The following is a 14,077-nucleotide window of genomic DNA, read 5'->3' on the forward strand; positions in this document are numbered from 1 at the left end:
GCCGGCCCCCGGTCAGTAGGCGATCCGGCCCCGGCGGTCGTGGAACTCGCCGGTCGGGCCGTCCGGGCCGAGCAGGGCCAGGGCGACCGTGGCGTCGGTGCCCTCGGTGACGGTCTGGTGACCGCTGTGCCGGTTGAGGTCGGTGGCCGTGTAGCCGGGGTCGGAGGCGTTGATCCGCATCGCGGGCAGGCTCTTGGCGTACTGCACGGTCAGCGCGATCACCGCGGCCTTCGAACTCGGGTACGGGATCGTGGTGACGGGGAAGCAGTCGTCGTCGGGGTCCAGCAGGGCGCGGGGGAACCCCATTCCCGAGGCGACGTTGACGATCACCGGGGCGGGCGAGCGCTCCAGCAGGGGCAGGGCGGCCTGGACGACCCGCACGACGCCGAAGACGTTGGTCTCGAACGTCGTGCGCATCGCCTCGACGTCCAGGTCCCGCAGGCTCCACGACGGGCCGGCGATCCCGGCGTTGTTGACCAGCACGTCGAGTCCGGGCAGCGAGGCGATCGCCGCGTCGACGCTGTCCTGGTCGGTGACGTCGAGCTGGACCGGGTGGGCGCCGAGTTCGCGGGCCGCGTCGCCGGAGGCGAGGTCGCGCATCCCGGCGTGGACGGTGTGGCCCGCGGCGATCAGGCGGCGGGTGGTCTCCAGACCGAGGCTCTTGTTGGCCCCGGTCACCAGTGTCGTGGTCATGCCGCCACTCTGCGCCGCCGCCGGAACGGCCGACAGGCACCGTTCGACGGTGGGACCGGCGGTACCACCCACCGCGCTCGCCGAGGGGGCATCATGGCGGCGTGGACGAGTTCGCGCAGGTGCTCAGGGCGTGGCGGGACCGGGTTCGTCCGGAGGACGTCGGACTGCCCCCCGGTCTGGGACGTCGCGCGCCAGGACTGCGCCGCGAGGAGCTGGCCCTGATCGCCGGGGTGAGCGTGGACTACGTCGTCCGCCTGGAGCAGGGCCGCGCCCGCAACCCCTCGCCGCAGCTGCTGGCCTCGCTGGCGCGGGCGCTGCGTCTGAACGACGGCGAGCGCGACCACCTGTTCCGGGTCGCCGGGGCGGCCGTGCCCCCGGCCGGGCACGTGCCGAGAGACGTCACGCCGACCGCGCAGCGGATGGTGGACCGGTTCCGCGACGCCCCGGTGGCGGTGGCCGTGCACACCGCGATCTACGAGCTGGTGCTGTGCAACCCGTTGTGGGCCGCCCTGTTCGGCGACCCGGCCAGCCAGACGCGGCTGGAGCGCAACGTCGCCTGGCGCTACTTCACCGATTCCGCGATGCCGGTCACGCACACGCCGGAGGACGACGAGGAGTACGCACGCGACCTCGTCGGCCACCTGCGCACCGCAGCCGGCCGCTACCCGGGCGATCCGCAGATCCCGCAGCTGATCGCCAAGCTGCTCGACGCCTCCCCCGACTTCGCCCGGCGCTGGAAGGAGGGGACGGTCGGGGAGCTGCGCACCAGCCGCAAGACCGTCCACAACGACCTGGTCGGGGACATCGTGGTGGACTGCGACACGCTGACCAGCGGCCCCGGCGACCAGACGTTCGTCATCATGACGGCGGCACCGGGTTCGGAGGACGAGCAGAAGCTGGACCTGCTGCGGGTGATCGGGTTGCAGGAACTCCGGAGCTGACCTGCCCAGAACCGACCTGCCCAGAACCGACCGGGTCCGGGTGGTTCGGGGTTGATCCGTCCGCGCCGACCGGGAGCGTCAGCCCGCGTTCGCGCAGGGGCCGGGCGTCGTGCTGGACGGCCGTGGGGCGGCGTTCAGTGGAAGCTGTTCTGGGCGGCTTCGAGGCCGTGCGCGATCAGGGCCTCCACGGCGTCCGCGGCGCGGTCCAGCTCGAAGGCCAGTTCCTTGCGCTCGGCGGGGGAGAAGTCGCGCAGCACGTAGTCGGCCGGGTCCATCCGGCCCGGCGGGCGGTCCACGCCGAAGCGCACCCGGTGGTAGTCCTTGGTGCCGAGCGACTTGGTGATCGACCGCAGGCCGTTGTGGCCGTTGTCGCCGCCGCCGAGCTTCAGCCGCACCGTCGCGAACGGCAGGTCCAGCTCGTCGTGCACCACGACCACCGACGCGGGCGGCACCTTGTAGAACTTCGCCGCACCGGCCACGGGACCGCCGGAGAGGTTCATGAACGACCGGGGCTTGGCCAGCACCACCCGGTGACCGCCCAGCCGCCCCTCGACGACCTCGGCGCCCGCCTTGTGCGCCTTGAACCTGCCGCCGACGCGCGCGGCCAGCTCGTCCAGCACGAGGAACCCGACGTTGTGCCGGTTGCCCTCGTAGCGGGGACCGGGGTTGCCCAGACCGACGACCAGCGTCAGGTCGCTCTCACCGACCACGGAACCGCAACTCCTGCTCCAGCTCGTCCAACAGGTCGTCGACGGCACGCACCCGGTAGCCCCGCTTCAGCCCCGTCGTGGTGCTGAACCTGGTGTTCCTGACCTCGTTCGCGCGCATCGTGCCGCGGCCGTCCAGGTTGGACGCGGCACGGGTCAGGAAGGCGTCGACCTCGCCGCGATCGTAGCCGCCCGTCGACCGGGGCAGCTTCACGGCGAGCAGGTCCGCGCCGCTGCGCAGCGACGTCGGTGCCAGCAGGCCGACCCGCAGCTGCCGCTCCACCCGGCCGAGGAGGTCGTCGACCGCGCGCTGGTCGTAGCCGCCGGACGCGGTCCGGAACACGACCGAGCGAACTTCGTCGGGGTGCAGGTGGCCGCGGTGGGCGAGCGCGTCGGAGATCCGCCGCAGGAAGGCGTCGACCTGGTCCTGGTCGTAGCCGGACAGGCCGCGCGCCGGGCGGGGAAAGCGGATCTGACGCACCTGCACGGCGGTCAGGGGGTGCTCCGAGAACGGGAACGGCACACCACCTCCGCTGTGCGGGGGTGGTGTGCCGTCCGATCTGCCCGACGTGATGGGCTCAGCTTTCCTCGGTGGTCCCGGCGTCGTCCGAGTCCTCGGCGGCCTCGGAGTCCATCTCGGCCGCGGTCGGAGCGGCGTTGACGGCGACGATCAGGGTGTCGGGGTCGGTCACCAGGGTGACGCCCTCCGGCAGCGACAGGTCGGAGGCGTGGACCTGCAGACCGGCCTGCACACCGGCCAGGGAGACCTCGACCTGCTCGGGGATGTTCAGCGCGTCGGCCTCGATCTGCACCGACGTGGCGTCCTGGGCGACCAGGGTGCCGGGAGCGGTGTCGCCGGTCAGCACGACGGGGAGGTCGACGACGACCTTCTCACCGCGCTTGACCAGCAGGAGGTCGACGTGCTCGATGTAGTTCTTGATGGGGTGGGTGGTGACGGTCTTGGTCAGCGCGAGCTCGGTGGCGCTGTCGATGTCCAGCGTCAGAACTGCGTTCTGACCGTGCTCACGGACTACACGGGCGAACTCGAGCGCCGGCAGGGCCAGGTGCTTCGGGTCGGAACCGTGGCCGTAGAGAACCGCGGGGATCTTGCCGGCGCGGCGGGTGCGGCGGGCAGCGCCCTTGCCGAACTCGGTGCGCTGCTCGGCGGCGAGACGGACCTCGGACACGGTGGGGCTCTCCTTGTACGTCGGGCGATCGTGCGGGGGCGGCGGCAGCCTGCGGCGGCGAGCAGCGCGGAAAACGGAAAAACACGCGCGGCGTCAAAGCCGCCGCGTCGATCACGCCGAGCGTGATGCTCGCCCTCGCCGAGGCAACCCCAGCAGTGTAGGCCGCGTTTGTGCCGCACTCCAACCGGGGTACCTCGGGCGATGCTCCCTCAACCGCGAACGCCACCCGGTGGTGGCCGGGTGGCGTTCGCGGAGGGGGTGCGTCGTGCTCAGGCGTTGCCGTCGAAGAGGCTCGTGACCGAACCGTCCTCGAAGACCTCCTGGATCACCCTGGCGAGCAGCGGGGCGATCGACAGCACCGTCATCCGGGGGAAGCGCTTCTCCGCCGGGATGGGCAGCGTGTCGGTGAACACGACCTCGCGGGCGCCGCAGTTGGCCAGCCGCTCGGTCGCCGGACCGGACAGCACGGGGTGCGTCGCCGCGATGATCACGTCCTTCGCGCCCTCGGCCAGCAGCTGGTCGACGGCCTTGGTGATCGTGCCACCGGTGTCGATCATGTCGTCGATGACGACGCAGGTCCGGTCGGCCACGGCGCCGACCACGCGGTTCGCCTTGACCTCGTTCGGGCGCAGCGGGTCGCGGGTCTTGTGGATGAACGCGATCGGACAGCCGCCGAGCGTGTCGGCCCACTTCTCCGCCAGCTTCGTGCGGCCCGCGTCCGGGGAGACGACCGTCAGGTCCTCGCCCGCGTACTTGTTGCGCACGTGGTCGGCCAGCAGCGGCATCGCCCACAGGTGGTCCACCGGGCCGTCGAAGAAGCCCTGGATCTGCGACGTGTGCAGGTCGACCGACACGAGACGGTCGGCGCCCGCGGTCTTGAACATGTCGGCGACCAGGCGCGCGGAGATCGGCTCGCGCCCGCGGTGCTTCTTGTCCTGCCGCGCGTACGGGTAGAACGGCATGATCACGGTGATGCGCTTGGCGCTGGCGCGCTTCAGGGCGTCGACCATGATCAGCTGCTCCATCAGCCACTGGTTGATGGGCGCGGTGTGGCTCTGGATCACGAAGGCGTCGCAACCGCGGACGGACTCCTCGAACCGGACGAAGATCTCGCCGTTCGCGAAGTCGTAGGCCGACTGGGGGGTCACCTGCACGTTGAGGTGCTTGGCCACCTCATCGGTCAGCTCCGGGTAGGCGCGGCCTCCGAAGAGCATCAGGTTCTTCTTCGGTGTGCTGGTCATCGTCGGGTTCACGGTCAGCGCCCTTCCTCGGTGGTGTCCGCCCGTGTCGCGTCCTGGACGGTGTTCTGCTGGGCGAGCGCGCGTTCCGCGGCCTCGGCGGCCGCGGTTCCGGGACGCTTCTGGACCACCCAGTTCTCCAGGTTGCGCTGGGGACCGCCGGACACGGCCAGCGCGCCGGGCGGGACGTTCCGCCGCAGCACGGTTCCCGCTCCGGTGTAAGCGCCGTCACCCACGGTGACGGGCGCGACGAACATGTTGTCCGAGCCGGTGCGGCAGTGGGATCCCACGACGGAGCGGTGCTTGTTCACGCCGTCGTAGTTCACGAACACGCTGGCCGCGCCGATGTTGCTGTGCTCGCCGATCGTGGCGTCGCCGACGTAGCTCAGGTGGGGCACCTTGCTGCCGGTGCCGATCTCGGAGTTCTTGACCTCGACGAACGTGCCGATCTTGCCGTGCTCGCCGAGCTTCGTGCCCGGCCGCAGGTAGGCGAACGGGCCCACGCTCGCGCCGTCGCCGATCTCGGCGCCGCTGCCGTGGGTGCGCACCACGCTCGCCCCGGCGCCGACGACGCACGAGCTCAGCGTCGTGTCGGGTCCGACGGTCGCGCCCTCGCGCACGACGGTCCCGGCCCGCAGCTGCACGCCCGGCTCGATCAGCACGTCGCGCGCCAGCTCGACGTCGGCGTCCAGCCACGTCGTGGCCGGGTCGACCACCGTCACGCCCTCGCGCATCCAGCGCCGCACCAGCCGCCGGTTGAGCTCGGCGCCCACGGCCGCGAGCTGCACGCGGTCGTTCACGCCCTCCACCAGCCACGGGTCGGCGGTGACCTGCGCGCCCACCCGCCTGCCGTCGCCGCGGGCGATGCCCAGCACGTCGGTCAGGTACAGCTCGCCCTGCGCGTTGTCGGTGGACAGCCGGGAGAGGCCGTCGCGCAGCACGGCCGCGTCGAACGCGTACACGCCCGAGTTGATCTCCGTGACGGCGAGCTGCTCCGGCGTGGCGTCCTTCTGCTCGACGATGCCGCTGACGGTGCCGTCGTCCTCGCGCAGCACGCGCCCGTAGCCGGTGGGGTCGGTCACCACGGCGGTCAGCACGGTCACGGCGTTGCCCGCGCGGACGTGCTCGGCCAGCAGGCCGCGCAGCGTCCCGGCGTCGAGCAGCGGCACGTCGCCGTAGCTGACCAGGACGGTCCCGGTGAGGTCGGCCGGCAGTTCGGCGAGCCCGCAGCCCACCGCGTGCCCGGTGCCCCGCTGCTCCTCCTGCACGGCGACGACGACCTCGCGGCCCAGGTCGCCCGTGAGCGAGTCGAGGTGCTCGGCCACGGCGGCGCGGCCGTGCCCGACGACGACGGCCAGGTGGTCGGGGTCGGTGCCTGCCGCGGCTCGCACCGCGTGCTCCACCAGCGTCCTGCCCGCGACGCGGTGCAGCACCTTGGGGGTCGCGGAGCGCATCCGGGTGCCCTCGCCCGCGGCGAGGACGATCGTGCTGACGGGGCCTGCGGAGCCGGAGGTGTGGGGTCCGCCCTCGAGCATCAGCGCTCTCCCTAGCTGTGTCGTTCCTGAGGCGGGAAAGCCCTGCTCCCGCCGGGAATCGATACTAGGCCTCCGCCGAGAGCTCGCCCGCCACGGCGGCCACCCGGCAACCGCCCTGGCGCTTGGCGACGTACATCGCCGAGTCGGCGCGCGAGAGCGCCTGGTTCGCCGACTCCTTCGGGCGCACCGACACCACCCCGACGGACAGCGTCACGCCCCTGGACAGGTCGAACGGCAGTGCTGCCACGGCCTCCACGGCCCGCCAGAGGGCCGCCTCCGCCGCCGGGAGCGGCGCACCGGGCAGCAGCACGACGAACTCGTCACCGCCGTAGCGGGCCACGACGTCGTCGCCCCGCAGCGCCTGGCGCAGTGTGCTGGCAATCACCCGGAGCACGTCGTCGCCGTCGGCGTGCGAGTGCCGGTCGTTGACGGTCTTGAAACCGTCCAGGTCGACCAGCGCGACCGACAGCGGGTGCGCCTGGCCGGTGACGAGCGTGCGGAGCTTCTCGTCCAGCGCGCGCCGGTTCGGCAGGCCGGTGAGCGGGTCCTGGAGGGCCTGCTGCGCGATGGCGCCGTGCTGGCGGCTGAGCCGCTCGTGGTCGCGCCGGGTGAGCAGGGTCGCGGTGCGCGCCTCCTGCATCGTCCACAGCTCGCCCTCCAGGGCGTGCGCGTAGGACTGCAGCGCGGTCGTCGTGTGCTCGCCGCCCTCCAGCCCGGACAGCCGCGCGAACTCGCGGACCAGGCACAGCAGCAGCGCGGCCTCGCTGGTGTCGTGCTCCACGGCCTGCCTGGTGCCGTCGAGCACCTTCTGCGCGTCGGCGATCTCGCCCTCGCGCTCCAGGCACCTGGCGGTGGCGATCGACACGATGATCTGCTCGCGGGCGTGGGTGGCCAGGTCGAGCAGGCCGCGGAGCTGCCCCAGGTGCTCGCCGTCGGGGCGGGCCAGGGCGTGGGCAGCGCCGATCACCGGCACCTGCTCGGCGGCGGTGAGGCCGCGGTGGCGGGGGTGCAGCGACTCCAGGAACGGGCCCTCCACGGCCTTGGCGATGGCCGACGCGGTGGCGAAGCGCTCCAGCGCCTGCTCGAACTCGTTCACCCGCTCCAGCCGCAGTCCCCAGCCGATGAGCATTCCGGTCCGGTGCAGCAGGTGCACGTAGATCTGGTGGGGCCCGGCGCTGTGCCGGATCGCCACGTCGGCGCGGGCGAGGACCTGGTCGGCCATCTCGTAGACGCCGAGCTGGATGAGCACCAGGCCGGTGTCCTGCAGCGCGTTGGCGAGCTGGCGGTCCCAGCTGCGCCGGTCCATGACCGGGTCGGGGACCAGTTCCTCGTCGAGCATGGCCAGGGCGCGGGCGACCTCGCTGAGCGCCTTGTCCTCTGCCGTCGCGGCGAGCAGGCGGCGGGCGCGCAGGGCGTGCGCGTCGGCCTCCAGCACCAGCAGCCCGTGCCGCTGGGTGTGGGTGATCATCTCGTCCAGCAGGGGATCGGACATCTCGACCAGGCCGGGCGTCAGGAGCCGCACGACGGCGGCGGCGCGCAGCAGCTGGGCGACGATGCGGGGCTCCCCGCGGCCCTGGGCCTCGGCGAGGATCGCGTCCACCTCGTCGGTGACGTCGGCCTGCCCGGCGGTGCCGCTGCTCTGGGCGATGGCCATCAGCTCGTTGGCGCGACCGACCAGCCAGGCGTCCGACCTGTCCCGGTGGGCGGCGGGGGCGGGTGCGTGGTCCTGGACCACGTCGTCGTGCAAGACCTCCACCCCCTCGTCCGGACGCAGGGTGACCGGGTCGGACGACCCGGACGTCATCTCCTCCGCTCCGCCACCAGGATTCGAACCTGGACCATCGGAACCAAAATCCGAGGTGCTGCCTTTACACCATGGCGGATCGGGGCCAGCCGTCGCTCGCCCGCGCGCACACATGTTGTCACGAGTGGTGCTCACCGGTCAGCACCCCCACTCGACTGGCCGTGGTCGAGCGGCGGTCCAGCGGCTCCGCCGTAACCTACGCTGGCGTAGGTTACGGTGGCGTAGGTAGAGCGCGACGGTGTCCGGACGACTCGGCGTGCCAACCTCGTTCACTCGTAGTGGTGAGGGGTCACGCTCTTCCGAGCGATGATGACCTTAGAGTGACCACGGGGCGACACAACTCGAGGAAGGCGGACGCGATGCCGGCGGCGAGGGTCAGGATGACCGGCAAGGAGCGCCGCGAGCAGCTCCTCGACGTGGCGCGCGCGCTGTTCGCCGAAAAGGGCTTCGAGGCGACCTCCATCGAGGAGATCGCCCACCGCGCGGGCGTCAGCAAGCCCATCGTGTACGAGCACTTCGGCGGCAAGGAGGGCATCTACGCCGTCGTCGTCGACCGCGAGATGCAGGCCCTGATGGACCAGATCGTCTCCGCGCTGTCCGGCGGGCACCCCCGGGAGCTGCTCGAACAGGCCGCGTGCGCGCTGCTCGACTACGTCGAGGGCTCCACCGACGGCTTCCGCATCCTCGTGCGCGACTCGCCGGTGGCCTCGGCCACCGGCACCTTCTCCAGCCTGCTCAACGACATCGCCAGCCAGGTCGAGCACATCCTCGGCCAGCACTTCACCCGGCAGGGCGTGGACCGCAAGCTCGCCGCGATGTACAGCCAGGCGCTCGTGGGCATGGTGGCGCTGACCGGTCAGTGGTGGCTGGAGGCGCGCAGGCCGAAGAAGGACGAGGTGGCCGCGCACCTGGTCAACCTGGCGTGGAACGGCCTGCACCACATGGAGCAGAAGCCCAAGCTCAAGATCCGCTGACCCCGCTCAGGCGACGCCGGGGGTGATCCGCAGGAGCTTGTCGTCGCTGCCGTTGGACGTCGTCACGTACAGGGCGCCGTCGGGCGCGGAGCGCGCCGCGCGCAGGCGGCCGTACGTGCCGTCCAGCTCCTCCGGGATCGTCACCGACCGCACCGCGCCGGCCTCGTCCAGGGCGAACAGCAGCAGCTTCGAGCCCTTCAGCGCGGTCACGGCCAGCGTCCCCTCCAGCTCGCCCCACCGCTCACCGGTCAGGAACGCCAGGTCGCACGTCGCCTCGGTCGGCCGGCCGGAGCTCCACACGGCGGGCACGGCGTCCGGGAAGCGCTCGGCGTCCGTCATCGGGACGCTCTCGTCGTAGCCGCCGGCCGTGCCGCCGCGCGACGGGTCCCAGCCGGAGTTGCCGCCCGGCCGCAGCAGGTTCACCTCGTCGTCCACGTCCGGGCCGTGCTCGGAGGTGAACACCTGCCCGGTGCCGGGCCGCACGGCCACGCCCTGCACGTTGCGGTGCCCGAACGCCAGCAGCCGCCGCTCGTCCTCGTCGGCCGAGTCCGCGAACGGGTTGCCCTCCGCGGCCCCGCCCGTCTCCAGGTCGATCCGCAGCACCTTGCCGCCGAGCCCCGAGCGGTCCTGCGGCGCCGAGCCGTCGGCCGCGTCACCGGTGCCCACGAGCAGCGCGCCGTCCGGCGCGACCGTCGGACGGCAGCCGGAGTGCCGTCCGCCGGGGTTCACCGGCAGCCCGCCGAGCAGCGGGTCCGCCACGCGCCGCGCGCTCGTCCCGTCCTCGGACAGCTGCCAGGTGACGAGGCGGACGTCGACGGCGGTGCCGCCCTCCTGGTGCGTCTGGCAGGTGGTGAACTCGCGCGAGGTGGCGAAGTCCGGGTGCACGGCCATCCCCATCAGGCCGCCCTCGCCGCGCACCAGCACGTCGCCGAAGTCGGCGGCCACCTGCGAGACCCGGTCGCCGTCGACCAGCGCGAGCCGGCCGGGGCGCTGGGTGACGAGCATCCGCCCGTCGGGCAGCACGCCCACGTCCCACGCGTGCTCGAACCCGCCGGCGACCTCCTCCACGAGCAGGCCCCGCGGCACGGGCGCCGAACTCGGAGCCGTGCCTCCGGTGGCCTGCGGCGCGCACGCCGCCGTCAGCAGTGCGACCAGGACCCACGGGAGTCTGCGCATGTGTCCAGAGTGCCCGTGTCGGCGTGAGTTCGACGTTCACTCCACCGGGAGCGCGTTTCCCCCGGTGGAGTGCGGCGCGCGTGCGCCTCGTCCGCCACCCGCGCGGAATCGAGCGGAGAACGTCGGCCCCACGACGTAGGCTTGGACCCGAGATCCCCACCGGCCGACTCGTCCCGGGCAGGGGTCTGTCCACGTTGTGCACGCACCTGAGGTGAACCGCGCATGTCCCAGCCCGGACCGCTCTCCGGCCTGCTCACCACCGTCCTGCCCGACCCGGCGTTCCGCGCTCTGGTCGAGGCCGTCGACCGCCCCGCGCTGGAGCTGGAGGGCCCGCCGGCGGCCCGGCCGCTGATCACCGCGGCCCTCGCCGCGCAGCAGGGCGGCGACCGCCCGGTGCTCGTGGTGACCGCCACCGGCCGCGAGGCCGAGGAGCTGACGGCGGAGCTGTGCGACCTCATCGGCCACGACGCCGTGGCGACCTTCCCCTCCTGGGAGACGCTGCCCCACGAGCGGCTGTCCCCGCGCGCGGACACCGTCGGCGCGCGGCTGTCGGTGCTGCGCCGCCTCGCGCACCCCGAGGAGTCCTCGCCGCTGAAGGTGGTCGTGGCCACCGTCCGCTCGGTGATCCAGCCGATGGCTCCCGGCCTGGGCGAGCTGACCCCGGTCCACCTGGAGGTGGGGGTCGAGCACGACTTCGGCGCGCTGGTCGAACGGCTCACCGAGGTGGCCTACGCCCGTGTCGACATGGTCGAGAAGCGCGGCGAGTTCGCGGTGCGCGGCGGCATCCTCGACGTGTTCCCGCCGACCGCCGAGCACCCGCTGCGCGTGGAGTTCTGGGGCGACGAGGTCAGCGAGATCCGGCCGTTCTCCGTCGCCGACCAGCGGTCGCTGCCGACCGAGGTGCACGACTTCGTCGCCCCGCCGTGCCGCGAGCTGCTGCTCACCGAGTCCGTCCGCGCCCGCGCTGCCGACCTGTCCGCCGTGCACGCCGCCGACGCGCAGCTCGTGGAGATGCTCGACAAGCTCGCCAACGGCATCCCGTCGGAGGGCATGGAGGCCCTCGTCCCCGCGCTGTGCGAGGGCGAGCTGCAACTGCTCACCGACGTCGTCCCCGAGGGCACGCACGTGCTGGTCGCCGACCCGGAGAAGGTCCGCGCCCGCGCCCACGACCTCGTGCGCACCGGGCAGGAGTTCCTGGAGGCGTCCTGGATGGCCGCCGCCGGTGGCGGGAAGGCCCCCATCGACCTCGGCGCGTCGGCCTACCGCAGCCTCGCCGACGTGGCCGAGGCCGCGCGCGGGAAGGGCCGTCCCTGGTGGACGCTCAGCCAGCTCACCACCGAGAACGCCGACGTGGTGCGCGTCGGCCTCCAGCACGTCGAGGCGTACGCCGGTGACGTGGACCGGGCCTTCGCCGACCTGCGCGCGCACACCGCGGCCGGTGGCACCGCGCTGCTGGTCGTCCCCGGCGCGGGCACCGCGCAGCGCGCGGACCAGCAGCTCCGCGAGGCCGACGTGCCGTCGGTGCTGCTGGAGCGCGGCCTGGTCGACCCGCCGGCGCCCGGTGTCGTCACCGTCCTGCGCGGCGCGCTGGAGGAGGGCTTCGCCATCCCCGACCTGGGGCTGGTGGTGCTCACCGAGACCGACCTGACCGGCGGTCGCGGCGGCACGTCCACCAAGGACATGCGCAAGATGCCGTCGCGGCGGCGCAACGCCGTCGACCCCCTCGCGCTGCGGCCCGGCGACTACGTGGTGCACGAGCAGCACGGCATCGGCAAGTACGTGGAGATGGTGCAGCGCACCGTCAAGGACACCGCGGGCGCCACCTCCACCAGGGAGTACCTGGTCCTGGAGTACGGCTCCAGCAAGCGCGGCCAGCCCGGCGACCGGCTGTTCGTGCCGACCGACCAGCTCGACGAGGTGACCCGGTACGTCGGCGGTGAGCTGCCCACGCTGAACAAGCTCGGCGGCTCCGACTGGAAGAGCACCAAGGCCAGGGCGCGCAAGGCCGTCAAGCAGATCGCGGCCGAGCTGGTGCAGCTCTACGCGGCGCGGCAGTCCGCGCCCGGCCACGCCTTCGGCCCGGACACGCCGTGGCAGCGCGAGCTGGAGGACGCGTTCCCGTTCACCGAGACCGTCGACCAGATGGCGGCGATCGACGAGGTGAAGGCCGACATGGAGCGCTCGGTCCCGATGGACCGGGTGATCTGCGGCGACGTGGGCTACGGCAAGACCGAGATCGCGGTGCGCGCGGCGTTCAAGGCGGTGCAGGACGGCAAGCAGGTGGTCGTCCTGGTGCCGACGACGCTGCTCGCCCAGCAGCACCTGGGCACGTTCACCGAGCGCATGAGGGCGTTCCCGGTGAACGTGCGGGGACTGTCCCGGTTCACCGACTCCGCCGACGCGGAGCAGGTGATCGCCGGGCTCGCCGACGGCGAGGTCGACGTCGTCATCGGCACGCACCGGCTGCTCCAGAAGAACCTGCGCTACAAGGACCTCGGCCTGGTGATCGTGGACGAGGAGCAGCGCTTCGGCGTGGAGCACAAGGAGCACATCAAGGCGCTGCGCACGCACGTCGACGTGCTGACCATGTCCGCGACGCCGATCCCGCGCACCCTGGAGATGAGCCTCGCCGGCATCCGCGAGATGTCGACGATCCTCACCCCGCCGGAGGAGCGGCACCCGATCCTCACCTACGTCGGCGGGTACGACGACAAGCAGGTCGCCGCCGCCATCCGCCGCGAGCTGCTGCGCGACGGCCAGGTGTTCTACGTGCACAACAGGGTGTCGTCGATCGAGAGGGCGGCGCGGCACATCCGCGAGCTGGTCCCCGAGGCCCGCGTGGTGACCGCGCACGGCCAGATGAACGAGGACAAGCTGGAGAAGATCATCGAGGGGTTCTGGGAGAACGAGTACGACGTCCTCGTCTGCACGACGATCGTCGAGACCGGCCTGGACATCTCCAACGCCAACACGCTGATCGTCGAGCGCGGCGACATGCTCGGCCTGTCCCAGCTGCACCAGCTCCGCGGCCGGGTCGGCCGGGGCCGCGACCGCGGGTACGCCTACTTCCTGTACCCGCCGGAGTCCCCGCTGACCGAGACGGCGCACGACCGGCTCGCGACCATCGCGCAGAACACCGAGCTGGGCGCGGGCATGGCCGTGGCGATGAAGGACCTGGAGATCCGCGGCGCGGGCAACATCCTCGGCGCGGAGCAGTCGGGCCACATCGCGGGCGTCGGCTTCGACCTCTACATCCGGCTGGTGGGCGAGGCCGTGGAGGCGTTCCGCAGGCACGCCGGAGCCGAGGGCGACGGCGAGGAGGAGCTGGCCGACGTCCGGGTCGACCTGCCGGTGGACGCGCACGTGCCGCACGACTACGTGCCGGGCGAGCGGCTGCGGCTGGAGGCGTACCGCAAGATCGCCGCCGCGCCGGACGCCGCCGCGCTCCAGGCCGTGTGGGACGAGCTGAAGGACCGCTACGGCACGCCGCCGCTGCCCGTGCAGCGCCTGCTCGCCGTGGCCGCGTTCCGCCAGGAGTGCCGCCGTCACGGGGTCGCCGAGGTCGCGGCGCAGGGCAGCACGATCCGGTTCGCGAAGCTCCAGCTGCGCGACTCCCAGCTCGTGCGGCTGCGCCGGCTGCACCCGAGGGCCGTCTACAAGGAGGCCGCCGGGACCGTGTCCGTCCCGCGTCCGACGGAGGGAGCGGCCGGCGGCCGGATGGGCGCGCCGCTGCTGCGCGACCAGGAGCTGCTGGACTGGTGCGCGTCCTTCCTGGGGTCGCTCGCGGGTACTCCCGTGAGCGCCGTCACGGGTTCGTGAGAG

The 14,077-nt window shown here is 72.6% G+C and carries 11 protein-coding genes and 1 tRNA gene; 3 read left to right on the top strand and 9 right to left on the bottom strand.

From position 1 onward, the window contains the following. Positions 1-12 precede the first annotated feature (12 nt). Positions 13-693 (bottom strand): SDR family NAD(P)-dependent oxidoreductase, encoded by a 681-nt coding sequence (locus IMZ35_RS12930; protein ID WP_199441266.1) that lies wholly within the window; start codon positions 691-693, stop codon positions 13-15. A gap of 101 nt (positions 694-794) precedes the next feature. Between IMZ35_RS12930 and IMZ35_RS12935 the strand changes: the two genes are divergently transcribed. After that, a complete protein-coding gene (locus tag IMZ35_RS12935) occupies positions 795-1,634 on the top strand; it encodes a helix-turn-helix domain-containing protein (RefSeq protein ID WP_199441267.1) in 840 nt (279 codons plus the stop codon). 134 nt (positions 1,635-1,768) lie between these two features. Here the strand turns inward: IMZ35_RS12935 and pth are convergent, their stop codons facing one another. The 7 genes from pth to IMZ35_RS12970 all read right to left on the bottom strand — a co-directional run bounded on the left by pth (position 1,769) and on the right by IMZ35_RS12970 (position 8,184). Beyond that, positions 1,769-2,344 (bottom strand): aminoacyl-tRNA hydrolase, encoded by a 576-nt coding sequence (pth, locus tag IMZ35_RS12940; RefSeq protein ID WP_199441268.1) that lies wholly within the window; start codon positions 2,342-2,344, stop codon positions 1,769-1,771. Then, positions 2,334-2,864 (bottom strand): DivIVA domain-containing protein, encoded by a 531-nt coding sequence (locus IMZ35_RS12945; protein ID WP_307868027.1) that lies wholly within the window; start codon positions 2,862-2,864, stop codon positions 2,334-2,336. Before IMZ35_RS12945 ends, pth begins: the two co-directional genes overlap by 11 nt. A 55-nt stretch (positions 2,865-2,919) precedes the next feature. Further along, positions 2,920-3,528, bottom strand: a complete 609-nt coding sequence (locus IMZ35_RS12950; protein ID WP_199441269.1) for a 50S ribosomal protein L25/general stress protein Ctc — start codon at positions 3,526-3,528, stop codon at positions 2,920-2,922. Between the two features lie 269 nt (positions 3,529-3,797). Then, on the bottom strand, positions 3,798-4,769 hold the full coding sequence (locus tag IMZ35_RS12955) for a ribose-phosphate diphosphokinase (protein WP_199441270.1): 972 nt from the start codon (positions 4,767-4,769) through the stop codon (positions 3,798-3,800). Positions 4,770-4,783: 14 nt separating this feature from the next. Further along, on the bottom strand, positions 4,784-6,301 hold the full coding sequence (gene glmU, locus IMZ35_RS12960) for a bifunctional UDP-N-acetylglucosamine diphosphorylase/glucosamine-1-phosphate N-acetyltransferase GlmU (RefSeq protein ID WP_199441271.1): 1,518 nt from the start codon (positions 6,299-6,301) through the stop codon (positions 4,784-4,786). 64 nt (positions 6,302-6,365) lie between these two features. Continuing rightward, on the bottom strand, positions 6,366-8,105 hold the full coding sequence (locus IMZ35_RS12965; protein WP_199441272.1) for a GGDEF domain-containing protein: 1,740 nt from the start codon (positions 8,103-8,105) through the stop codon (positions 6,366-6,368). An 8-nt stretch (positions 8,106-8,113) separates the two neighbouring features. After that, positions 8,114-8,184, bottom strand: a tRNA-Gln gene (locus IMZ35_RS12970). A gap of 301 nt (positions 8,185-8,485) precedes the next feature. On the opposite strand from IMZ35_RS12970, the gene IMZ35_RS12975 reads away from it, so the two are divergent. Continuing rightward, a complete protein-coding gene (locus IMZ35_RS12975) occupies positions 8,486-9,079 on the top strand; it encodes a TetR/AcrR family transcriptional regulator (protein WP_199441543.1) in 594 nt (197 codons plus the stop codon). 6 nt (positions 9,080-9,085) lie between these two features. On the opposite strand, the gene IMZ35_RS12980 is transcribed toward IMZ35_RS12975, so the two are convergent. Next, positions 9,086-10,255 carry a PQQ-dependent sugar dehydrogenase gene (locus IMZ35_RS12980; RefSeq protein WP_199441273.1) on the bottom strand — a complete coding sequence of 390 codons (1,170 nt, stop codon included), beginning with the start codon at positions 10,253-10,255 and terminating at the stop codon, positions 9,086-9,088. Positions 10,256-10,477: 222 nt separating this feature from the next. On the opposite strand from IMZ35_RS12980, the gene mfd reads away from it, so the two are divergent. Then, positions 10,478-14,074, top strand: coding sequence for a transcription-repair coupling factor (gene mfd, locus IMZ35_RS12985; protein WP_199441274.1), 3,597 nt, complete (start codon positions 10,478-10,480; stop codon positions 14,072-14,074). The last annotated feature ends 3 nt before the right edge of the window (positions 14,075-14,077 follow it).

Source organism: Umezawaea beigongshangensis (assembly GCF_016464305.1).
Lineage (GTDB): Bacteria > Actinomycetota > Actinomycetes > Mycobacteriales > Pseudonocardiaceae > Umezawaea_A > Umezawaea_A beigongshangensis.